24 protein-coding genes are annotated in these 21,480 nt (G+C 72.9%); 5 read left to right on the top strand and 19 right to left on the bottom strand.

The genetic code is table 11. From position 1 onward, the window contains the following. Positions 1 to 183 precede the first annotated feature (183 nt). A complete protein-coding gene (locus tag AB0J57_RS14770) occupies positions 184 to 750 on the top strand; it encodes an SCO3374 family protein (protein WP_366128468.1) in 567 nt (188 codons plus the stop codon). Here AB0J57_RS14770 and AB0J57_RS14765 read toward each other — a convergent pair. The 11 genes from AB0J57_RS14765 to AB0J57_RS14715 all read right to left on the bottom strand — a co-directional run bounded on the left by AB0J57_RS14765 (position 729) and on the right by AB0J57_RS14715 (position 9,144). Beyond that, positions 729 to 1,064 carry an Lsr2 family protein gene (locus tag AB0J57_RS14765; RefSeq protein ID WP_366128467.1) on the bottom strand — a complete coding sequence of 112 codons (336 nt, stop codon included), beginning with the start codon at positions 1,062 to 1,064 and terminating at the stop codon, positions 729 to 731. The two genes, AB0J57_RS14770 and AB0J57_RS14765, sit on opposite strands and share 22 nt — an antisense overlap. A 163-nt stretch (positions 1,065 to 1,227) precedes the next feature. After that, positions 1,228 to 1,755 carry an amino-acid N-acetyltransferase gene (locus tag AB0J57_RS14760; RefSeq protein ID WP_366128466.1) on the bottom strand — a complete coding sequence of 176 codons (528 nt, stop codon included), beginning with the start codon at positions 1,753 to 1,755 and terminating at the stop codon, positions 1,228 to 1,230. A gap of 9 nt (positions 1,756 to 1,764) precedes the next feature. Next, positions 1,765 to 2,214, bottom strand: coding sequence for a BlaI/MecI/CopY family transcriptional regulator (locus AB0J57_RS14755; RefSeq protein WP_366128465.1), 450 nt, complete (start codon positions 2,212 to 2,214; stop codon positions 1,765 to 1,767). A 102-nt stretch (positions 2,215 to 2,316) separates the two neighbouring features. Continuing rightward, entirely contained in the window at positions 2,317 to 2,505 is a 189-nt protein-coding gene (locus tag AB0J57_RS14750; protein WP_366128464.1) for a hypothetical protein, read from the bottom strand. Positions 2,506 to 2,518: 13 nt separating this feature from the next. Further along, positions 2,519 to 3,100, bottom strand: coding sequence for a hypothetical protein (locus tag AB0J57_RS14745; protein ID WP_366128531.1), 582 nt, complete (start codon positions 3,098 to 3,100; stop codon positions 2,519 to 2,521). 332 nt (positions 3,101 to 3,432) lie between these two features. Continuing rightward, positions 3,433 to 4,239 (bottom strand): type III pantothenate kinase, encoded by an 807-nt coding sequence (locus AB0J57_RS14740; RefSeq protein ID WP_366128463.1) that lies wholly within the window; start codon positions 4,237 to 4,239, stop codon positions 3,433 to 3,435. After that, positions 4,239 to 5,249 carry a carboxylating nicotinate-nucleotide diphosphorylase gene (nadC, locus tag AB0J57_RS14735; protein WP_366128462.1) on the bottom strand — a complete coding sequence of 337 codons (1,011 nt, stop codon included), beginning with the start codon at positions 5,247 to 5,249 and terminating at the stop codon, positions 4,239 to 4,241. The genes AB0J57_RS14740 and nadC overlap by 1 nt, the downstream gene beginning before the upstream one ends. Before the next feature lie 2 nt (positions 5,250 to 5,251). Further along, positions 5,252 to 6,946: an L-aspartate oxidase gene (locus tag AB0J57_RS14730; protein WP_366128461.1), complete on the bottom strand. Its 1,695-nt coding sequence runs from the start codon at positions 6,944 to 6,946 to the stop codon at positions 5,252 to 5,254. Continuing rightward, positions 6,943 to 7,956, bottom strand: a complete 1,014-nt coding sequence (gene panC / locus AB0J57_RS14725) for a pantoate--beta-alanine ligase (protein WP_366128460.1) — start codon at positions 7,954 to 7,956, stop codon at positions 6,943 to 6,945. Before panC ends, AB0J57_RS14730 begins: the two co-directional genes overlap by 4 nt. Next, on the bottom strand, positions 7,953 to 8,894 hold the full coding sequence (locus tag AB0J57_RS14720; protein ID WP_366128459.1) for a DUF2520 domain-containing protein: 942 nt from the start codon (positions 8,892 to 8,894) through the stop codon (positions 7,953 to 7,955). Before AB0J57_RS14720 ends, panC begins: the two co-directional genes overlap by 4 nt. Before the next feature lie 82 nt (positions 8,895 to 8,976). Next, complete coding sequence (locus AB0J57_RS14715) at positions 8,977 to 9,144, bottom strand: hypothetical protein (RefSeq protein WP_366128458.1); 168 nt, start codon at positions 9,142 to 9,144, stop codon at positions 8,977 to 8,979. Positions 9,145 to 9,249: 105 nt separating this feature from the next. On the opposite strand from AB0J57_RS14715, the gene AB0J57_RS14710 reads away from it, so the two are divergent. After that, entirely contained in the window at positions 9,250 to 10,356 is a 1,107-nt protein-coding gene (locus AB0J57_RS14710) for a DUF5937 family protein (RefSeq protein WP_366128530.1), read from the top strand. A gap of 136 nt (positions 10,357 to 10,492) precedes the next feature. Here AB0J57_RS14710 and AB0J57_RS14705 read toward each other — a convergent pair whose 3' ends face one another. From AB0J57_RS14705 to AB0J57_RS14695, 3 genes are read right to left on the bottom strand one after another with little or no spacing between them, the layout of a single operon-like run. After that, positions 10,493 to 11,095, bottom strand: coding sequence for an AAA family ATPase (locus tag AB0J57_RS14705; RefSeq protein ID WP_366128456.1), 603 nt, complete (start codon positions 11,093 to 11,095; stop codon positions 10,493 to 10,495). Positions 11,096 to 11,099: 4 nt separating this feature from the next. Further along, positions 11,100 to 11,774, bottom strand: coding sequence for a response regulator transcription factor (locus AB0J57_RS14700; protein ID WP_366128455.1), 675 nt, complete (start codon positions 11,772 to 11,774; stop codon positions 11,100 to 11,102). Between the two features lie 17 nt (positions 11,775 to 11,791). Next, positions 11,792 to 12,994 (bottom strand): sensor histidine kinase, encoded by a 1,203-nt coding sequence (locus tag AB0J57_RS14695; RefSeq protein WP_366128454.1) that lies wholly within the window; start codon positions 12,992 to 12,994, stop codon positions 11,792 to 11,794. Between the two features lie 87 nt (positions 12,995 to 13,081). Here AB0J57_RS14695 and AB0J57_RS14690 point away from each other — a divergent pair, with 87 nt between their 5' ends. Together AB0J57_RS14690 and AB0J57_RS14685 are read left to right on the top strand one after the other, a co-directional pair. After that, positions 13,082 to 14,230, top strand: a complete 1,149-nt coding sequence (locus tag AB0J57_RS14690; protein ID WP_366128529.1) for an SAM-dependent methyltransferase — start codon at positions 13,082 to 13,084, stop codon at positions 14,228 to 14,230. After that, positions 14,227 to 15,369: an NADH-quinone oxidoreductase subunit D gene (locus AB0J57_RS14685; protein ID WP_366128453.1), complete on the top strand. Its 1,143-nt coding sequence runs from the start codon at positions 14,227 to 14,229 to the stop codon at positions 15,367 to 15,369. Before AB0J57_RS14690 ends, AB0J57_RS14685 begins: the two co-directional genes overlap by 4 nt. A 12-nt stretch (positions 15,370 to 15,381) precedes the next feature. Here the strand turns inward: AB0J57_RS14685 and AB0J57_RS14680 are convergent, their stop codons facing one another. The 4 genes from AB0J57_RS14680 to AB0J57_RS14665 all read right to left on the bottom strand — a co-directional run bounded on the left by AB0J57_RS14680 (position 15,382) and on the right by AB0J57_RS14665 (position 19,014). Next, positions 15,382 to 16,431: a hypothetical protein gene (locus AB0J57_RS14680; RefSeq protein WP_366128452.1), complete on the bottom strand. Its 1,050-nt coding sequence runs from the start codon at positions 16,429 to 16,431 to the stop codon at positions 15,382 to 15,384. Between the two features lie 165 nt (positions 16,432 to 16,596). After that, positions 16,597 to 17,577 (bottom strand): ABC transporter substrate-binding protein, encoded by a 981-nt coding sequence (locus tag AB0J57_RS14675; RefSeq protein WP_366128451.1) that lies wholly within the window; start codon positions 17,575 to 17,577, stop codon positions 16,597 to 16,599. Between the two features lie 54 nt (positions 17,578 to 17,631). After that, on the bottom strand, positions 17,632 to 18,309 hold the full coding sequence (locus AB0J57_RS14670; protein WP_366128450.1) for an ABC transporter permease: 678 nt from the start codon (positions 18,307 to 18,309) through the stop codon (positions 17,632 to 17,634). A gap of 3 nt (positions 18,310 to 18,312) precedes the next feature. Then, complete coding sequence (locus tag AB0J57_RS14665) at positions 18,313 to 19,014, bottom strand: ABC transporter permease (RefSeq protein ID WP_366128449.1); 702 nt, start codon at positions 19,012 to 19,014, stop codon at positions 18,313 to 18,315. Positions 19,015 to 19,178: 164 nt separating this feature from the next. On the opposite strand from AB0J57_RS14665, the gene AB0J57_RS14660 reads away from it, so the two are divergent. Then, entirely contained in the window at positions 19,179 to 20,321 is a 1,143-nt protein-coding gene (locus AB0J57_RS14660; protein ID WP_366128448.1) for a betaine/proline/choline family ABC transporter ATP-binding protein, read from the top strand. On the opposite strand, the gene AB0J57_RS14655 is transcribed toward AB0J57_RS14660, so the two are convergent. Beyond that, positions 20,322 to 21,437, bottom strand: coding sequence for an alpha/beta hydrolase-fold protein (locus tag AB0J57_RS14655; protein ID WP_366128447.1), 1,116 nt, complete (start codon positions 21,435 to 21,437; stop codon positions 20,322 to 20,324). Positions 21,438 to 21,480 lie beyond the last annotated feature (43 nt).

Genomic DNA, 21,480 nt, shown 5'->3' with positions numbered 1-21,480 from the left:
CTCCCCACTAGGAATGTCTTACCCGTAAGCAGTGACACTCCATGCGGCGCACCCCGGTTCCCTCAGCTACGGGCGAACACCCTTGCGCTCCCCCACGCCTTCGCGCGCCCCCGCATTGAGCACGGAACGTGGCCATCCGGAAACAGTCCGTAACCTGTCGGTGGCCGTGCGAGTTCCCCGGACATGGCCTTCACCGCTCCCCTCCCGCTGCCCCGTTCACCGTTCAACCGTGGGGGGGTCGCGTGGTGGTACGAGCACGAACTCGGGTGGGCCACGGCCCGGGGGGACGGCGTGGAGCTGCTCACCGGACTGCGCTTCGACGCCCTGGAGCTGCCGGCCGCCGCGGGGTTCGCCGTGCTTCGGCGGCTCGGGGGCCGGTGGCCGGCCGCCCTGGCGGGGCCGAGGATGCGGCTGCTGGTGGCCGCGGGCGCCGCGGAGGAGATGCCGGGGCTGCTCGACTGGCTGGAGTGGGGCGGGATCGCCCTCGACCTCGTCGCCCTGGGCGCCGGTGACCGGATGACCGCTCCGATTCCCCCAGGATGGAGCGGATCCGGCTCACCCGGCGCCGCCTCGTGGCTGCGCCCCCCCGAACCCGGGCGCGAAGTGGAGCCGACGCTTCCGGCCATGTCGGCCGTAGGGGGCGGAGTCGGCGCCCCCTGTCTCGTACGACTCGTGGACGCGGCGGCATCGGAATGTCACCGGGTCCGATTGCTGGGTGCGGACCGCACTCAGCGGTTGGCGTCCTCGTAAGCCTGCTTGATATCGGCGGGCACGCGGCCGCGGTCGTTCACGTTGTAGCCATTCTCCTTGGCCCATGCGCGAATCTTGGCGGTGTCCGGGCTGCCACCCGTGGCGGCCCGGCCCTTGCCACGGCCGGCGGAAGCGCGGCCACCGGTACGACGGCCACTCTTCGTGTACGGCTCGAGCAGGCTACGGAGCTTGTCCGCATTGGCGGTGGTGAGGTCGATCTCGTAGGTCTTGCCGTCCAGAGCGAACGTCACCGTCTCGTCCGCCTCGCCACCGTCGAGGTCGTCGACAAGAAGGACCTGAACCTTCTGTGCCACCGGATTTCCTTTCATCGAAAATGCAGTACGCGGAAAGGAAACCGCTTTTCCCTGGAAAACACAAACCCCTGGGAGAGGTTCAGATCCTCGAGAACGCGGGAAACGTGCGCGATTCGGACATAGGGATCGCCCGGGATCCCGTTCGCCGCCCCGGATCGACAGATCACAGGTGCAGAAGCATCCGGCTGTTGCCCAAGGTGTTCGGCTTCACTCGTTCGAGACCGAGGAACTCGGCGATGCCCTCGTCATAGGAACGGAGGAGCTCGGCGTAGACATCTCCGGCGACCGGGGTCTCACCGATCTCGACGAAGCCGTGCTTCGAGAAGAAGTCCACTTCGAAGGTCAGGCAGAATACCCGGCGCACCCCGAGCCAGCGGGCGGTGTCCAGCAACTTGCCCAGCACTTGATGCCCGATCCCGGCGCCCTTGAAGCGGGGGTCGACGGCGAGAGTGCGCACTTCCGCAAGGTCTTCCCACATCACATGGAGTGCGCCGCAGCCGACGACGGTGCCGTCCTCGTCGCGTTCCGCGACCCAGAACTCCTGGATGTCCTCGTAAAGCGTCACAGTCGCTTTGTCGAGCAGGATGCCTTCGGTGACGTACGGATCGACGAGTCGGCGAACCGCCTGCACATCACTGGTCCGGGCCCGGCGGACGGTCACCGCTTTCGCGGCGGGAGAGGAGGACGACATGGCTGGACGCTATCGCTCGCCGCCCGCCTCACCCTCGGCGGCCCGGCCCTCTTCGGACGGCTGCGGGAGTTCTCCGGGCTCTTCGGGGTCTTCGGGGTTGTCGCGTTGCACGATGCGGACCGCGTCGTTCAGTGCCACGCGTTGCTCCGGCGACATCATGCCGAAGAAGGCGACGAGCGCGGCGGCGGGGTTGTCGCTCTTCGACCAGGCTTCGTTCATCAGTGCGGCCGAGTAGGCGGCGCGGGTGGAGACCGCCGTATATCGATAGGCGCGGCCCGAGACTTCCCTGCGCACCCAGCCCTTCTGATGGAGATTGTCCATTACGGTCATGACGGTGGTGTAGGCGATGGACCGTTCCTGCTGGAGATCCTCCAGGACTTCCCGGACGGTGACGGGCCGGTTCCATTGCCAGACGCGTGTCATGACGGCGTCTTCGAGCTCTCCCAATTGACGGGGCACACTGCCACCATAGTGGGAGATGTCGGAATAACTGGCTATTGACGGACCAAAAAGGGCGTACGACAACTATGGTCGTACGCCCTCGGCGTGGGTGCCGCCGGGTCAGGCCTGGCCGGGCCTCGCGGTCCCGTCCGCCTGCCGGGCGGCCTCGGCGCGGGCGAGCGCCGCGTCCACGGCCGCGTCCTCCTTGGCCTTGTTGGGGCCGCCCTGGCTCTTGACGATCGTCACGACGAGGCCGATGAAGAAGGCGGCCATCACCACGGGGGGCAGGAGCGCGGATACGTATTCCATGGCTCCAGGGTAGCTAGCCGACGGCCCGCTCCTCCGATGGGGGCGGGGCGGGGCGCCGACGGGGCGGGAACACCTCGGACGGTTTGGGCACCGGGCGGTCGGCCGGCGGCGGAGCGGGGTTCGGCTTCGGCGGCGCGGGCCGGGGCTTCGGCTCGCCCTCCCCCTCCCCCTTGCGGCCGCCCGGCAGGGCGAGCAGCCGGGTGCGCGGGCCGGGTGTGACGTGCCGCCCGGCCAGGCGGGCCCGGACCGAGTGCTCGGCCAGCGTCTGGCACCGCACCAGCAGGGCCGCCCCGACAGGCGTACCGCGCAGGGTCCGCAGCGCGGCGAGGTCCTCCGGGCGGGGGTCGTAGCCGGCGGCGAGGGCGTCCTGGAGCAGCTCCAGGTATCCGGCCGCCGAACCGGGCAGCGCGTCGCGGTAGCGGGCGAGGTCGGCGAGGAGGAAGGCCCGCATCCGGCCGGCCTCGCGGACCGCCTCGTCCACGGAGCCGGCGAGTCGCAGGCAGTCCTGCACGTCTTCGTCGTCGAGGGGGGTGGGGTGGAGGGCGTGGGCGAGGGCGCGTCGGAGCACACGCAGCTCGTCTGCGCCGAACGCCAGGCCGCCGCGGGATCCGTATGGCGTGGGCATGGCCCGACGATACGTGCTAATCGGACAAACTTCGCTTACCGGGGCCTCTCGGGCGCGTTGACCTTGGTCCGCGGCCCGCATCCGGCCGACGGCCGGGGTGGGGCCGTGCAGGGTCGCCCCCGCAGAGGCTGGCGGCGCCGTAACGGCTCCCTTGCCCGTGACCCAAGGCCGCCGGCCTCGAGGAGGCGAGCCCGGAAGGGCCACGCCCCCACCCACCGGCAGGCGCCGCAGGGCACCGCCCCCCGGGGGCACCGGGAAAAGGCACCGCCCCCGCCCGGAGAGGGCAGCCACGCCCGGCAGGGCTACATGCGGGCGATGTTGCGTTCGTAGACGAGGCGGAGGCCGATCAGGGTGAGCCAGGGCTCGTGTTCGTCGATTTCGGCGGCTTCGCCGAGGACCATCGGGGCCAGGCCGCCCGTCGCGATGACGGTGACGTCCGACGGGTCGCCGTCGCGGCCGGCGAGTTCGCGTTTCATGCGGCTGACGATGCCGTCGACCTGGCCCGCGAAGCCGTACACGATGCCCGCCTGCATGGCCTCGACCGTGTTCTTGCCGATCACGCTGCGCGGGCGGGCCAGTTCGATCTTGCGGAGCTGGGCGCCCTTGACGCCGAGCGCCTCGACCGAGATCTCGATGCCCGGGGCGATCACGCCGCCGATGTACTCGCCGCGCGCGCTGATCGGGTCGAACGTCGTCGCCGTACCGAAGTCGACGACGATCGCCGGGCCGCCGTACAGCTCGTTCGCGGCGACCGCGTTGACGATGCGGTCCGCGCCGACCTCCTTGGGGTTGTCGGTCAGGATCGGTACGCCGGTCTTGATGCCGGGCTCGACGAGCACGGCCGGGACGTCGCCGTAGTACCGCCGGGTGACCTCCCGCAGCTCGTGGAGCACGGACGGGACGGTCGAGCAGATGGCGATGCCCTCGATGCCGTCGCCCAGCTCGTCGCCGAGCAGCGGGTGCATGCCCATCAGGCCCTGGAGGAGCACGGCGAGCTCGTCGGCGGTGCGGCGGGCGTCGGTGGAGATGCGCCAGTGCTCGACGATCTCCGCGCCGTCGAACAGGCCCAGCACGGTGTGGGTGTTGCCCGCGTCGATCGTGAGCAGCATCAGCCCTGGTCCGCCTCTCGCAGGTCGAGGCCGATGTCGAGGATCGGGGAGGAGTGGGTCAGGGCGCCCACCGCCAGGTAGTCGACGCCGGTCGCGGCGTACGCGGCGGCGTTCTCCAGGGTCAGGCGGCCGGACGACTCCAGCATCGCGCGGCCCGCGACGATGGTGACGGCCTCCTCCGTCTCGGCCGGCGTGAAGTTGTCCAGCAGGATCAGGTCGGCGCCCGCCTCCAGGACCTCGCGGACCTGGTGCAGGGTGTCCACCTCCACCTCGATCGGCAGGTCGGGGAACCGCTCCCGTACGGCCTTGAAGGCCGCCGCCACCCCACCGGCCGCCACCACGTGGTTGTCCTTGACGAGGGCCGCGTCGGACAGCGACATGCGGTGGTTGACGCCGCCGCCGCAGCGCACCGCGTACTTCTCCAGGGCGCGCAGCCCGGGAGTCGTCTTGCGGGTGTCGCGGACCTTCGCCTTGTACCCCTCCAGAACGTCCGCCCACGCGCGCGTGGCGGTGGCGATGCCGGACAGGCGGCACATGATGTTGAGCGCGCTGCGCTCGCCGGTGAGCAGGTCACGGGTGCGGGTGGTGACCGACAGCAGTCGCTGGCCGGGCTCGACCCGGTCGCCGTCCTCGACGTGCCGCTCGACCGCGAACTCCTCCGTGCAGACGACCGACAGGACCGCCTCGGCGACGTGGATACCGGCGACGACCCCCGCCTCGCGCGCGGTGAAGTCACCGGTCGCGACGGCGTCCTCGGGGACGGTCGCGGCGGACGTGACGTCGACCCCGCCGTCCAGGTCCTCCTCGATCGCGCGGTACGCCACGTCCTCGACGAGTACGGGGTCGAGGCCGGCGTTCACCAGGAGCGCGGCGAGCGCGGGGTCGAGGCCGCACTCATACACCTCGTCGTCGCCGCCGCACCCGCATCCGTCGCCGCATCCCTGGGGGGCGGCACCGATGTTGATCAGGGGTACGTCCACGGGCTGCGGGCGTTCTTCGGGCGTGCTCACGGTTACGGCTCCCTGGGGGCGTCGGCGTCGGTCGGGGGGAAGTCTTGGCTGTCGGTGGGGCGGACGTCCAGGGTCCGGTCCGGGGCCAGGCGCACCACCAGGTGGCGGCGCCAGGCGGTGTCGTCGCGGTCGGGGCGGTCCTCGCGCCAGTGGCAGCCCCGGGTCTCCTCGCGGCGGCGGGCGGCGGCGACCAGGACGCGGGCCACGCACAGCAGGTTGGTGGTCTCCCAGGACTCCACGCCCGGCTCGGCGGCCTTGCTGCCGTCCGGGCCGCCGTTCAGCGCCTCGGCGTGCACGGCGTCCAGCGCGTCGGCCGCCTCCGCGAGGCTGGCGGCGGAGCGCAGCACACCGGCGCCGTGCGTCATGACGTGCTGGATGCGGGTACGGGCGTCGGGGTCCAGCAGCGGCAGGACCCGGGGCGCCGGGTGCGGCGCGGGCGCGCCCGCGCGTGCCCGGGAGGCCGCGACGTCGTCCGCGATGCGCTCGGCGAAGACCAGGCCCTCCAGGAGGGAGTTCGACGCGAGCCGGTTGGCGCCGTGAACGCCCGTGCAGGCGACCTCACCGCACGCGTACAGCCCGGGGACCGTCGTACGGCCGTACAGGTCGGTGCGGACGCCGCCGGAGGCGTAGTGGGCCGCCGGGGCGACGGGGATGGGCTGCGTCACCGGGTCGATGCCGTGGGCGCGGCACGCGGCGAGGATCGTGGGGAAGCGGGACGCCCACATCTCCGCGCCGAAGTGCCGGGCGTCCAGGTACATGTGCCGGGCGCCCTGCTCGCGCATGCGGCGCATGATGCCCTTGGCCACGATGTCGCGCGGGGCGAGCTCGGCCAGCTCGTGCTGCCCGACCATGAACCGGACGCCGTCCGCGTCGACGAGATGGGCGCCCTCTCCCCGTACCGCCTCCGACACCAGCGGCTGCTGGCCCTCGGCGTCCGGGCCGAGGAAGAGCACCGTCGGGTGGAACTGGACGAACTCCAGGTCGCTGACCTCGGCGCCGGCCCGCAGCGCCAGCGCGACGCCGTCGCCGGTGGAGACGGCCGGGTTGGTGGTGGCGGAGAAGACCTGGCCCATGCCACCGGTGGCGAGGACGACGGCGGGCGCGTGGACCGCGCCGACGCCGTCGTGCTGGCCCTCGCCCATGACGTGCAGGGTGACGCCCGCCGTGCGGCCGTCCGCGTCCGTCAGCAGGTCGAGGACGAGCGCGTTCTCGATGGTGCGCACGGCGCGGTCGCGCACGGCCTCGACGAGCGCCCGGGAGATCTCCGCGCCGGTCGCGTCGCCGCCCGCGTGCGCGATGCGGCGGCGGTGGTGGCCGCCCTCGCGGGTGAGCTCGATGGTGCCGGCCTCGTCGGTGTCGAAGCGGGCGCCGGTGTCGATCAGGCGGCGTACGGCGTCGGGGCCCTCGGTGACCAGCAGGCGTACGGCTTCCTCGTCGCACAGGCCCGCGCCCGCGACGAGCGTGTCGTCGAGGTGCTGCTCGGGGGTGTCGCCCTCGCCGAGCGCCGCCGCGATGCCGCCCTGGGCCCAGCGGGTGGAGCCGTCGTCCAGGCGGGCCTTGGTGACGACGACCGTACGCAGCCCGGCGGCCGCGGTGCGCAGGGCGGCGGTCAGGCCCGCGACCCCGGAGCCGACCACGACGACATCGGCGTCGATCGCCCAGCCGGGGGCGGGGGCCTGGAGGCGTATGCCGGTCATGCGGGGGCTCCGAAGGTGAGGGGGAGGTTGTCGATCAGCCGCGTGGTGCCGACCCTCGCGGCGACGGCGAGGATCGCCTCGCCGGTGTGGTCGTCGGGGACGTCGGTGAAGTCGGCGGGGTCCACCAGCGCCAGGTAGTCCAGGCGCAGCGGCGGGTCGGCCTTCGCCGCCTCGTCGAGTACCGCGCGGGCGGCTGCCAGAACCGCGTGGGCGCCGCCGCCCGGGACGGCCGCGGCGACCGCGTGGGCGTCGGCGGCCGCGCGGGACTCGCCGATCCGGGACAGGGCCTCGGCGCGGCTCTCGGAGGCGGGCAGCGTCTCGGCGCGGGCCAACAGAGCCTGCTGCGCGGCGAGCCGGTCGCGGGCGGCGAACAGCGCGGCGGACAGGGCGAGTGCGGTGCGGCGCTCGCGGGGCGACAGGTAGCGGTTGCGGCTGGAGAGGGCCAGGCCGTCGGGCTCGCGGACGGTCGGTACGCCGACGATCTCGACGGGGAAGTTCAGATCGGTGACCATGCGGCGGATCAGGGCGAGCTGCTGGGCGTCCTTCTGGCCGAAGAACGCCACGTCGGGGCGGGTCAGGTGCAGCAGCTTGGCGACGACGGTCAGCATGCCGTCGAAGTGGCCGGGGCGGGAGGCGCCCTCCAGCCGCTCCCCCATGGGGCCCGCCGTGATCCGGACCTGGGGCTCCCCGCCCGGGTAGACCTCGTCGGCGGACGGCGCGAACACGGCGTTCGCGCCGGCCTGCTCGGCGGTCTTGAGGTCGGCCTCCAGGGTGCGGGGGTAGCGGTCGAGGTCCTCGCCCGCGCCGAACTGGAGCGGGTTCACGAAGACGGTGACCAGGACGTACCCCTTCTTGCCGACGTGCTTGCGCGCGGCCCGCACCAGGGTGGCGTGGCCGTCGTGGAGGGCGCCCATGGTCATGACGACGGCGGTGCGGCCCCGGGGCGCGAAGTGTTCGAGGACGTACTCCAGCTCGTCGCGCGTCGGGATCAGTTCGAAGTCGGGGCTCATCGGCCGCTGTCTCCTTCAGCTCCTGCGGGGCCGTCTTCGGCTGACGCCGAGCCGTCCGCGAGGACACCGAGCAGGTCCTCCGCGAGCTCGGGCTTGAGGACGCCATGGGCGAGGGCGCGGTCCGCGGTCGTACGGGCCATGGCGAGGTATCCGGCGACGGTGGCGGGCGCGTGCTTGCGCAGCTCGGCCACGTGCGCGGCGACCGTGCCCGCGTCACCGCGCGCGACGGGGCCGGTGAGGGCGGCGTCGCCGGAGCGCAGGGCGTTGTCGAGGGCGGCGCCCAGCAGCGGGCCGAGCATCCGGTCGGGTGCGGCGACCCCGGCCTGGCGCAGCAGCTCCATGGACTGGGCGACGAGGGTGACCAGGTGGTTGGCGCCCAGGGCGAGGGCCGCGTGGTAGAGCGGGCGGGCCGCCTCCTCGATCCACTCCGGCTCGCCGCCCATCTCGATGACGAGGGCCTCGGCGGCCAGCCGCAGCTCGTCGGGGGCGGTGACGCCGAAGGAGCACCCCGCCAGCCGCTGGACGTCGACGCTGGTGCCGGTGAACGTCATGGCGGGGTGCAGGGCGAGCGGGAGGGCGCCGGCGCGGCGGGCCGGGTCGAGCACGGCCGTGCCGTACCGCCCGGAGGTGTGCACCAGGAGCTGCCCCGGCCGTACGGCACCGGTGTCGGCCAGGCCCTGGACCAGGCCGGGCAGGGCGTCGTCGGGGACGGTGAGCAGGACGAGGTCGGCGCGCTCCAGGACCTGGGCGGGCGGCACGAGCGGCACGTCCGGCAGGAGCTCGGCGGCGCGCCGCCGGGACGCGTCGGAGACGCCCGAGACGGCGACGGGGCGGTGCCCGGCGAGCCGCAGGGACGCGGCCAGGGCGGGTCCCACCCGGCCGGCGCCGACGACACCGACGGTGAGCCGGGCGGGGCGGGGTTGTGAGGGTGCGTTCACGCGTCGACGGCCTTCCGTTCCAGTCCGCCAGGGGTACCGGACGATTTCTCGTCATGCTACGCCAGCGTTACGCGGGGCTACGTCACTGTCCACAGCCTGTGGACTCCTCCCTCGGGCGGGAGCCGCGGAGGTGGTGGTCGCGGGCGGCGCGGAGGGCGGCCAGGTCGTCCCGGCCCGGGGGCGGCGGGGGCGCCTCGCCGCGCTGGAGCGCCCGGTAGGCGTCGATCATGTGCTGCTCGATGGCGTTCATGTACGCCACCCTCCGCCCCCGCGCGCCGGGCCGCCCCGTCGATTGACGAGCCCCGTCAAATGGCGCGAGGCCCGCCGCCGCACCCCTCACCATGGGGGCGTGAGTGTGACCATCGACATCACCGGCCTGCCCCCCGAGCGCATCGTCTTCGAGCCGTCGCCCCTCGCCGAGCTGGGCGTGGCGCTGCACGCGCTGTCCGAACCCGGCCACCACCCGGGGCTGCACGGCTGGGCGACCGCCACCGCCGCCGCGCTCAAGCCCGACCTGGCCGACCGGCTGCACGAGGCGAACTTCCTCTGGACGACCACCTTCTCCGACATCTTCATGCCGTACGCCGGCATCCGCGGCGGCGACGGCCGCAGCGGCGCCACGCTCGCCGAGGAGCTGGACATGCTGGACCGGCTGGACGACGACCGGTTCGTCGCCGCCGCGCTGGAGTTCACCTGTTCCGCGCAGTACGCGGCCGGCGGCCCCGTACGGGCCGAGCGGGCCCTGGAGCTGGCCGCCAACCGGGGGCCCAAGCCGCTGGACTTCACGCGCCGCCTGCTCGCCGACCCCGCCGGCGTACGCGCCTGGCTGCGCAGGCTCTTCGAGGACTGCGACCAGGCGTTCTTCGCGGACACCTGGCGCCGGGTCGCGCCCACCCTCGCCTCCGACGCCCGGCACAAGACGGAGCTGCTGCGCCGCAAGGGCCTGCCCGAGACGCTCCGGGCGGTGTCGCCCGCCGTGACGCTGGGGCTCTCCGAGGACGGCGCCCAGCAGCGCATCGAGGTGGACAAGCTGGCGAACGGGCGGACCACCGCCACCGACCCGGACGTCCGCGCGGGCGTGACGTTCGTGCCGTCCAGCTACGGCTGGCCCCACCTGATGGTCCTGCACGCCGCGGGCTGGCGCCCCGTCGTCCACTACCCGGTGGGCGCCCCCGAGCTGCCGAGCCCCGCCTCCGTGGAGCTGCTCCAGCTCCGCATGGACGCCCTGGCGCACCCCATGCGGATGCGGCTGTGCCGGCAGCTCGCCCGGGCCGCGTACACGACCGGCGAGCTGGCGGAGACGTACGGCATCACCCCGCCGGAGGTCTCCCGCCACCTGGCCGTGCTGAAGAAGGCGTCCCTGGTCACGACCCGCCGGCGCGGCCGGTACGTCCTGCACCAACTGGACGTGGCCGCGGTGGCCCGGATCGGCAGCGACTTCCTGGAGACGGTGCTGCGCTAGCCGCGCCGGGTGGCCCCCGGCCCGGGTGCTGGGCGGTGCCCCGGTCCGGCTCCCCGCGCGGCCCGGTGGCGCCGGACGGGCCCCGGGCGGAACGCCCGCGCCCGGCGGGGCAGCCGGGCGCCGCCCCGCACACGCCTCAGAGCCGGATGTGCCGCAGCCCCACCCCGACGCGCCGCAGCCGGTGCCGCAGCGGTCCGTCCGTGTTCGGGGCGAGCCGCAGCCCGGCGGAGGCCGCGACCCGGTCGGCGACCTGGGGGACGGTCAGCCGGTCCGTACGGATGTGCTCGGCGAAGGCGGGGCGGTTCAGCCGCTCCAGGCACTCGTCGAGCCTCCGTACCGCGAAGCTCTCCCGCTTCAGCCCGCGCCCCAGGCCCCGCTCGGTCAGCCGGCGCAGCACGGTCTCCCGCCGGGCCAGCAGCGCGACGTGGTGGACGTCATGGCCCGCCGCCCGCAGCCGGCCGACGATCTCGTCGAAGTACGCGGGGTCCGTCAGCGTCATCGGGGCGATGACCGGCCCGTCCTCGTACCGCCGCAGCGTCAGGTCGAGCACCTCGTACACGCCCTGCCGCCACGCCGCGAAGTCCTGGAAGTCGCCCCTCAGCGCCTTGGGCGTCATCCGGTGCAGCCCGAAGCCGACCTCCTCCGGGTCGCACACGACCGCGCCCGGCAGGCGCCGCCGCAGCTCGTACGCGGTCTGGGTCTTGCCGCCCCCGAACGGGCCGTTGATCCAGATCAGCACCGGGTCAGAACCCTCCGCCGCCCGCCCGCACCAGGCCCGTCTCGTAGGCGAGGACGACGACCTGGACGCGGTCCCGCAGCGCCAGCTTGGTGAGGATGCGGCCCACATGGGTCTTCACCGTGGCCTCGGACAGCACCAGCCGGGCCGCGATCTCGCCGTTCGACAGGCCCTGGGCGACCAGCAGCATCACCTCGCGCTCCCGCTCGGTCAGCTTCTCCAGCGTCTTGTCGCGCGGCTCCTTGCCGGTGGCCGGGAGCATCGGGGAGAAGCGGTCCAGCAGCCGCCGGGTCGTGGAGGGCGCGACGACCGCGTCACCGCTGTGCACCGAGCGGATCGCGCTGAGCAGCTCGCCCGGCGGCACGTCCTTGAGCATGAAGCCGCTGGCGCCCGCCTTCAGCCCCGAGAACGCGTACTCGTCCAGGTCGAAGGTGGTGAGGATGAGGACCTTGGGGGCGTCCGGCCGCGCGCAGATGCGGCGGGTCGCCTCGACGCCGTCCAGCCTCGGCATCCGTACGTCCATCAGGACCACGTCCACGGCGGTGGCGCGGAGGATCTCGATGGCCTCCGCCCCGTCGCCCGCCTCCGCCACGACCTCCATGTCCGGCTGGGCGGCGAGCACCATGCGGAAGCCGGTGCGCAGCAGCACCTGGTCGTCGACGAGCATCACTCGGATGGACATGCGGGTTCCTTCGAAGGTCAGTGGGCGGGCTTGAGGGGGAGCAGGGCGCTGATCCGGAAGCCGCCGCCCGGGCGCGGCCCGGCGTCCAGGGTGCCGCCGACCATACCGACGCGCTCGCGCATGCCGATCAGGCCGTGGCCCCGGCCGTCGGCGCCGCCGTCCTCGTACAGCTCGTGGGCCGCGCCGCGCCCGTCGTCCTCGACCAGCAGGCCCAGTCCGTCGTCGAAGTACACCAGCCGCACGCTCGCCCCGGCGTCCGGGCCGCCGTGCTTGCGGGTGTTGGTCAGGGCTTCCTGGACGATGCGGTACGCGGTGAGCTCGACGCCGCTGGGCAGCGGCCGCGGGGTGCCCTCGACCCTGAAGTCGACGGTCAGACCGGCGTTGCGGACCTGCTCGACGAGGTCCTCGATCTGCTGGACGTCGGGCTGCGGCACGTAGTCCTCGGAGTCCTGCGGCTCGCCGGTGCGGAGGATGCCGAGCAGCCGGCGCATCTCGGCGAGGGCCTGGCGGCCGGTGGTCGAGATCGTCTCCAGGGCCTGTTTGGCCTGGTCGGGGGAGGTGTCGAGGACGTACGCCGCCCCGTCGGCCTGGACCACCATGACGGAGACGTTGTGGGCGACGACGTCGTGCAGTTCGCGGGCGATACGGGCGCGCTCGGCGGCGACGGCGACCTTCGCCTGCGCCTCGCGCTCCTTCTCCAGGCGGGTGGCTCGCTCCTCCAACTGGGCGAAGTAGGCGCGGCGGGTGCGCATGGAGTCGCCGAGCACCCAGGCGAGGACGAACGGCACGGTCATCACGACCGTGAAGAAGACCTTGCCGGCGGTCGAGACGTTCGGCTCGGGCCAGCGCACCTGCGCGAGGGGCGCCGCGCACACCCCGCCGACGAGGGCGAGGCGGGCCGCCCACCGTGGCCCGTCGCCCTGCGCCGCGACGGTGTAGATGACGACGAGCATCGCGAAGTCGGCCGGGTTGACCTCGATGTTCAGGGCGAGCTGGGCGACGCCGATGACCGCGACGAGGAGCAGCATCTTGTCCGGGGCCCGGCGGCGCAGCGCGAGCGCGAGGCAGAGCAGCAGGACGAGCCCGGCCGCCAGGAGGCGGGGCTCGGCACCGTCCGGGGCCTGGGCCACCCACAGCGACGAGAACCCGAGGAGCATCACAGCCCAGAAACTGTCGACGCCCGTGGGGTGTCTGCGGATGAAGTCGTAGAGACGCTGCACGTAACCCAGCGTAGGGAAGCCGGATAGGTGCAGGGGTCAACCGGAGGTCCCATCCACGTCAGCGGGCCCTACTCCGCAAGGTGGAGACTGGGGCCCGTGAATGATGAGACGTGTCAATGGCGTGGCTGGCGCGCGGCCGCCGAAGCGGCGCTGTACGGGCCCGGCGGCTTCTACCTGCGCCCCGAGGGGCCGGCGGGGCACTTCCGCACGTCCGTGCACGCCTCGCCGCTCTTCGCGGGGGCGGTGGCCAGGCTGCTCGCGGAGGTTGCGGAGGAGCTGGGCACGGACGACATCGCGATGGTCGACCTGGGCGCGGGGCGCGGCGAGCTGGTGACGGGGGTACTGGCGGCCGCCCCGGCGGGGCTGCGCGTACGGGCGTACGCCGTCGAGCGCGCCGCCCGGCCCGAGGGGCTCGACCCGCGCGTCACGTGGTCGGCGGAGCCGCCGTCCGGAGTGCGCGGACTGCTGTTCGCGAACGAGTGGCTGGACAACGTCCCGGTGGACGTGGCCCAGGCGGACGAGTCGGGCACGCCCCGGTACGTGGAGGTGGCGCCCGACGGCTCGGAGCGGCTGGGCGCCCCCGTTTCGGGCGCGGACGCGGCGTGGCTGGCCCGCTGGTGGCCGCTGCGGGAACCGGGCGGGCGCGCCGAGATCGGCCGCCCCCGCGACGAGGCGTGGGCCCGGGCGGTCGCCACCCTGTCGGCGGGCCTCGCGGTGGCGGTCGACTACGCCCACGAGGCGGGCGCCCGGCCCCCGTTCGGCACCCTGACCGGCTTCCGCGCCGGCCGCGAGGTCCCCCCGGTCCCGGACGGAACGTGCGACATCACGTCCCACGTGGCCCTGGACGCCTGCGCCACGGCGGGCGCGGCGGCGGTGGCGGGGGACGCGGACGGTGTGGCGGGGGGCTCGGTGGGGGCCGGGCACCCCGGCGGGGGGCGTGGGGACAGCACGGGGCCTTCCGGCGGCGGCGTGGCGGCGGGGGACGCGGGGGCAGGGGACGCGGCGGGGGGCTCCGTCCGGTGCGTCCCCGAGCTGGTCACCCAGCGGGAGGCGCTCGGGCGGCTCGGGGTCAGCGGGGGGCGGCCGCCGCTGGAGACGGCCCGGACGGACCCCGCCGGATACGTACGGGCACTGGCCCGTGCCGGGGAGGCCGCCGAGCTGACCGCGCGCGGTGGGCTCGGGGACTTCACCTGGCTGCTCCAGCGGGTGCCCGGCGAGGGATACTGTCCGGCATGACGGAGACCACGGTCGGCATCGGCGGTGCCGCGGAAAGCACCGACATGGTGCTGAACATCGGACCCCAGCACCCCTCCACGCACGGCGTGCTGCGCCTCCGCCTCGTCCTGGACGGCGAGGTGATCCGGCATGCCGAGCCGGTCGTCGGCTATATGCACCGGGGCGCGGAGAAGCTCTTCGAGGCGCGCGACTACCGCCAGATCATCATGCTGGCCAACCGCCACGACTGGCTGTCGGCGTTCTCCAACGAGCTGGGTGTGGTGATGGCCGTCGAGCGGATGCTCGGCATGGAGGTCCCGGAGCGTGCCGTCTGGACGCGCACCCTGCTCGCCGAGCTGAACCGGGTCCTGAACCACCTGATGTTCCTCGGCTCGTACCCCCTCGAACTGGGCGGTATCACCCCGATCTTCCATGCCTTCCGCGAGCGGGAGGACCTCCAGCACGTCATGGAGGAGGTCTCCGGCGGCCGGATGCACTACATGTTCAACCGGGTCGGCGGCCTCAAGGAGGACCTCCCGGCCGGCTGGCTGGGCCGGGCCCGGGACGCGGTCGCCGAGGTCCGCTCGCGGATGGACGTCTACGACCGGCTCGTCCTCGGCAACGAGATCTTCCGCGGCCGCACCCGTGGCGTCGGCGTGCTGGCGCCGGAGGTCGTGCACGCGTACGGGGTCAGCGGCCCCATCGCCCGCGCCTCGGGCGTCGACTTCGACCTGCGTCGCGACGAGCCGTACCTGGCGTACGGGGAGCTCCAGGACACCCTGGAGGTCGTCACCCGCTCCGACGGCGACTGCCTGGCCCGCTTCGAGTGCCTGCTGGGGCAGACGCACAACTCGCTGGAGCTCGCGGACGCCTGCCTGGACCGGCTCGCCGAGCTGCCGCCCGGTCCGATCAACCAGCGGCTGCCGAAGGTCCTCAAGGCGCCGGAGGGTCACACGTACGCCTGGACCGAGAACCCGCTCGGGCTCAACGGCTACTACCTGGTCTCCAAGGGCGACAAGACCCCGTACCGGCTCAAGCTCCGCTCGGCGTCCTACAACAACATCCAGGCGCTGGTCGAGCTGCTGCCGGGCACGCTGGTGGCGGACATGGTGGCGATCCTGGGGTCGTTCTTCTTCGTCGTCGGCGACATCGACAAGTAGACCCGCAGGCGGTCAGGACACCGCGTCGCGCCGCAGCTCCACCACGTCGAACTGCTCGGTCTCGTCGTGCGCGGTCAGGTCGATGACCTTGCCGACCGCGCGGTCCTCCCGCCGTCGTACGGCGAGGGCCTCCTCGCCCACGACGTCCGCCAGGTCCTCGTGCTGCACGGCCTCGATGGCGGCGGGCGTCTTCGTGCCCGGCTGCTTGCCCGTGCCGAAGAAGTCGAAGCCGCCCTGGAGGCGCGGCGCGGGGCGGCGCGGTTCGGTGTACGGCACGACGGCGGCGGCCGGCGGTACCCGGCGCATCGCGGAGGCACCGTGGGCGGAGGGGGCGTGGGCGGAGGGGGCGTGGGCGGAGGGGGCGGCGGCCGACGGGCGGTCGTGCTGCCGCTCGGCGGCCGCCGCGTGCTTCCCCTGCGGCTCGTCCGCCTCCGCCGCCGCTTCCCTCGCCCGCTCGGCCAGGTCGCGGCGCCGGGCCTCCTCGGTGGTGCGCCTGGCCTCCTGCTCGGCGGCGTTGCGCGTGAGGTTCTCCAGCGCCTTGGCGGCCTGGAGGTACGCGGCCGGGGTGGGCGTGGAACTCGCGGCGGGCAGCGCCCGGGTGGGGGCGGCCGCCTCCAGGGCGAGCTGCCGGCGGCCCTCCAGGGCACTGGCGCGCTCCGTCTCGGCGGTGGCGTACCGCCGCAGCAGCTCGGCGTGCTCGCCCCGCAGCGCGGCCAGTTCGACCCGCTTGGCGCGGAGTTTGGCGTCGAGCTTGGCACGCAGCTCGCGGGACTCCTCCAGGTCGCTCTCCAGCTCCGCGATGCGCTCCTCGGTACGCCACTGGTCGCCGGCCCGCGCCCGGGTCAGCTCGGCGACGCGGCGCCCGGCCGCCCGGTCCCAACTGCGCATCAGGACCGAGCCGGTGACGGCAGCGGCGGCAGCGGCGGCGGTCAGCAGGCGCAGGACCAGCGGATCCGCGAGGAGCCATGCGCCGCCGGCGCACACAACGGCCGCTCCGGCTACCGCGGAAGGGGGCAGAAGCCGGTGCAGGGGTGGGGAATGGCGGTGGCGTCCACGTGGCATGGCCTGAAATTTACCGTGCGTAGGTGTCGTATGGGGTGTCGGCCCGGCAATGTTTCGGCCCTGTGATCCGAACATCATGGGAACCGACTTCCGGGCCCCCCTTACACACCGACTTCCGGGCCGCCTTCACACCGACTTCCCTTCGCGCCGACTTCCTCGCGCCGGTTACTTCTCGATCAGCCCCTTGGACTCCAGGTAACCCTTCGCCACGTCCGCGGGCTTTGCCCGCTCGGCGTCGACCTTCCTGTTCAACTCGACCAGATCCGCGGTCGTGAGCACCTTGGTGATCTTGTTGAGAGCCGCGGCTATCTCCGCCGAACCCGCGTCCTTCGCATTGACGACCGGCAGCACATTGTCGGCGTTCTGGAGCTTCTTGTCGTCCTCCAGCAGCACCAGCCCGAAGGCGTCCAGCGTCGCGTCGGTCGTCGTGGTCAGGACGAGCTGGTCGACGCCGTCCTTCACGGCCTGCTTGGCCTGTGGCGTGCCCACGCCCTTGGGGTCGATGCCCGTCACATCGATGCCGTACGTCTTCTTCAGCCCCGGCGCGCAGAACGGCCGGATCTCGCACTCGTCTCCGGCCGCGATCGTGACCTTCAGCTTCGAAGCGCCGAGATCCGAAAGCGTCTTGAGCTTGTTCTTCTCGGCGAATTCCCTGGTGACGGCGAAGGCGTTCTGATCGACCGCCTCACCCGCCGGGAGCACCTTGAGCCCGCGCGGACCGGCGAGCTTCTCCAGCGCCGTTACGGTGGCGGCGGCATCGCTGGAGGCGACCGGCTTCTCCTCGACCGCCTTCGGACCGTTCACCTTCGCGTTCAGGAATTCCGCAAGCGTAGCCGCGTATTCCGGTACGACGTCGATCTCGCCCTTCTCCAGAGCCGGTTCGTACAGCTCGCGGTTCTCCACCGTCTTGATGGACGTGCGGTATCCGGCGTCCTTCAGCACCTGTGCGTACAACTCCGCCAGCACGCTGGACTCGGTGAAGCCCGCCGAGCCGACGACCAGCGTGCCCTTCTCGCCGCCACCGGCCGAGGGGCCGTCCGCCGCGCCGCGCTCCTCCAGGCTCTGGCCGCCGCCGCACGCCGCCAGCCCGCCGGTGAGGGCGACCACGCCCAGTACCGCACCCGCCATGCGCGAGTTCCTGTTCATCACGTTCTCCGTCCGGTCCAGCCGCTTCGCCGTTCGGCTTCGGTCAGCTTCGGTTCAGTGGGCGCGCCGGGTCGCCCGCATGGGGTCGAGCACCCGGCCCGCCACCACCAGCAGGCCCTCGGCCAGCAGGGCGAGCGCGCCGACCACCAGCGCCCCGGCGACCACCTGAGGGGTGTTGTTGGTGTTGAACCCGGCGGTGATGATCCGGCCCAGCCCGCCCTCGCCCGCCATCGCGGCGAGCGTCGCGGTGGCGATCACCTGCACGGTGGCCGACCGCAGACCCGTCATCACCATCGGGTGGGCGAGGGGCAGTTCCACCCGGCGGAACACCTGCGCGCCCGACATCCCCATGCCACGCGCCGCCTCGACCACCGCCCGGTCCACCTGGCGCATCCCGACGTACGCGTTGGTGAGCAGCGGCGGCACGGCGAACAGCACCAGCGCGGTGATCGTCGGCAGGTCGCCGTGCTTGCCCAGCGGCGTGATCGTCAGCAGCACCAGCACCGCCAGCGTGGGCACCGCACGCCCCACGTTCGACACGTTGACGGCCAGCGCGCCGCCCCGGCCGACGTGCCCGAGCCACAGCCCCAGCGGCAGGGCGATCAGGCACGAGAGGGCCAGGCACACGCCGCTGAACCACAGGTGCTCGCCGAGCCGGTTCCACACCCCGCTCTCACCCTGCCAGTTGGCCCCGGTCGTCAGCCACGTCCAGGCACCGGTCACCGCGTCCATGGCTCACCCCGCCCCGCGTACGCGCACGCCCGGTATTCGGGCCGGCCGCGTCCACGGCGTCAGCAGCCGCTGGAGCCCGAGGAGCAGCAGGTCGGCGGTGACCGCGAGCACCACGCACAGCACGGACGCGGTCAACACCTGCGCCTTGAAGAAGCTCTTCAGCCCGGCCGTGATGAGGGTGCCCAGCCCGCCGTAGTCCACCAGCGCGCCCACCGTCGTCAGGGCGACCGTCGACACCGTCGCCATCCGCACGCCCGCCATCACCGCGGGCAGGGCCAGCGGCAGTTCGACCTCCCACAGCAGCCGCCCCGGCCCGTACCCCATGCCGCGCGCCGCCTCCCGCGCCTCCTCGGGCACCGCGGCGAGCCCGGCCAGGATGTTCCGCACGAGAATGGTCAGCGAGTACAGCACGAGGCCGGTCACCACCAGGGCGGCCGACAGCCCGAAGAACGGCAGCAGCAGCGAGAACATCGCCAGCGACGGAATCGCGTACAGCACGGTCGTCAGCCCGAGGACCGGCGCCGCGAACCCCGGCCGGGCGCGCACCAGCAGCGCCAGCGGGAAGGCCACGGCCACGCCGATCAGCACCGACACGGCCGTGATCCACACGTGCTGGACGGTGGCGTCGGTCAACTCCTCGGCGCGGGAGCGGACATACTCGCCGCAGATCCATTCGTTGGCCGCCAGGCAGTTGGCAGCAGCCACCCGCCCCCACCTCCTCCCCCGACTCGTCGTCCGATCCGGTGTTCGACCCGACAACGACCCTAACCCCCGCCACTGACAATCACCGATCGTCACCACAGCCTGGCAACACGGCCTTCACACACCGGACGGCCGTGGCGGGCCGGCCGGCGGCCACAATGGGATCCATGATCCGATTCGAGCACGTCACGAAGCGGTACGCGGACGGCACGACCGCCGTGGACGACCTGTCGTTCGAGGTGGCCGAGGGTGAACTGGTCACGCTCGTCGGGCCGTCGGGCTGCGGCAAGACCACCACGATGAAGATGGTGAACCGGCTGATCGAGCCGACCGAGGGCCGGATATTCGTGGACGGCCAGGACATCGCGGACACCGACCCCGTCCAGCTCCGCCGCCGGATCGGCTACGTCATCCAGCAGGTCGGGCTCTTCCCGCACAAGACGGTCCTGGAGAACACCGCCACCGTCCCCCACCTGCTCGGCGTCAAACGCGCCACGGCACGCGCCCGCGCCGCCGAACTCCTCGACCTCGTCGGGCTCGACCCGTCGGTCCACGGCGACCGTTACCCGGAGCAGCTCTCCGGCGGCCAGCGCCAGCGCGTCGGGGTCGCCCGCGCCCTGGCCGCCGACCCGCCCGTCCTGCTGATGGACGAGCCGTTCGGCGCGGTCGACCCGGTCGTGCGCGAGCACCTCCAGAGCGAGTTCCTCAAGCTCCAGTCGGCGGTGCGCAAGACGGTCCTGTTCGTCACCCACGACATCGAGGAGGCCGTCCGGCTCGGCGACCGCATCGCCGTCTACGGGCAGGGCAGGATCGAGCAGTTCGACGCCCCGGCCACCGTGCTGGGCGCCCCGGCCACCCCGTACGTCGCCGACTTCGTCGGCGCGGACCGCGGCCTCAAGCGGCTGTCGGTCACGCCCATCGAGGCCGGCGACCTCGAACAGCCGCCGGTCGTCCACCTGGACGACGCGCTGCCCCGGGAGCTCGGCTCGCGCTGGGCAGTCGTCCTGGACGGCGACGACAACCTGCACGGCTGGATCGCCGCCGAGCACGCCGCCCGCGGCACCGGGACCGTGGGGGACCACGCCCGCCGCATGGAGGCCTGGCTGCCCGTCGGCGCCTCGCTCAAGCAGGCGTTCGCGACCATGCTCCAGCACGACGCGGGCTGGATCGCCGTCATCGACCGGGAGGAGAAGGGACGTTTCCTCGGGGTGCTGACCCCGGCCCGGCTGCATGAGGCGCTGCGCCGCTCGATCGACGCGGACGCCCAGGACATCCCCCGTACGGACGTGGACCTGGAGACGGTCGGCTGATCAGGCCGCGCTGAGCCGGCCGCTCATCCACACCAGCGCCGGGGGGATCTCACGGTTCCAGGTGTTGAAGTTGTGCCCGCCGCTGTCGAGGGTGATCGACGAGACGCGCGCGGGCGACTTCACCTTCTTGATGAAGGACTGGGTCCCCTTGAGGTTCCCCTCGCCCTTGGCGGAGGTGGTGACGAGGAAGGACGACCGCCCCTGCGGCAGGTTGTCCAGGCTCCACAGCAGGTTCGCCCGGTTGCGCTGGTGCTGGTCGCCGTGGAACAGGTCACCCGTCGTCATGTCCTCGGCGGCCTTGTAGTACGCCGACAGGCCCGCGCCGGCCGCGTACCGCTCGGGGTGGTGCATCGCGATCTTCAGGGCGCAGTAGCCGCCGGTCGAGTTGCCGATGAACCCCCAGTTCCGGGGCGCCGTGCCGACGCGGTACGTCTCGGAGACCGCCTTGGGCAGGTCCTTGGCGAAGAAGGTCTCCGTCTGCGGGCCGCCCGGGACGTCGACGCACTCCGTGTCGCGCGGCGGGGCCACGGTCGGCCGCAGCATCACCAGGATCATCGGCTGCATCTTCTTGGCCTTGGCCTGCTCGTAGGCCGTACGCGGGTACTTCAGCCCTTTCAGCAGGTTCTCGGCGGTGCCCGGGTAGCCGGTCAGCACGACGGCGGCGGGGAAGGTCTTCTTCGCGTACGCCGGCTGGAAGTACTCCGGCGGCAGGTAGACGTACGCCGGGCTGTCGATCTTCGAGGTCTCACCGGCGATGACGACCTTCTGGATCTGCCCGCCCGCCGCCGGGCGGCCGCCACCGGGCACGCCCTCCAGCTTCTGCTTGCCGACGACCTTGATGTCCTTGCTGCCCGCCGAGTGGTCGACGACCACCCCCAACTCCTGCTCCTGCCCGAAGAGGTCGGCCCAGGAGCCGTAGAAGAGGAAGTAGTTGTTGGCGGCGAGACCGACGGACGCGAACAGCGCCACCTGGGTCGCCAGCAGCAGGCCGATCCTGCCGAGCACCGGCCGCCAGCCGCCGCGCGCCAGCCGTGGCCACAGCCACACCGTGACGGCGAACAGTGCCACGGCCAGCAGGGCGGCCAGCGCCAGGACTTTGTTGCTGGTGAGACCCATGAGGAGTTCAAGCCTTCTTCGTCGAGATTTTCCGGGGAGTGAG

It is taken from the genome of Streptomyces sp. NPDC049837 (genome assembly GCF_040674455.1).
In the GTDB taxonomy this organism is placed as follows: Bacteria; Actinomycetota; Actinomycetes; order Streptomycetales; family Streptomycetaceae; genus Streptomyces.
Note: the sequence above shows the minus strand (reverse complement) of the source record. Positions and strands in the feature narration are given on the sequence as shown.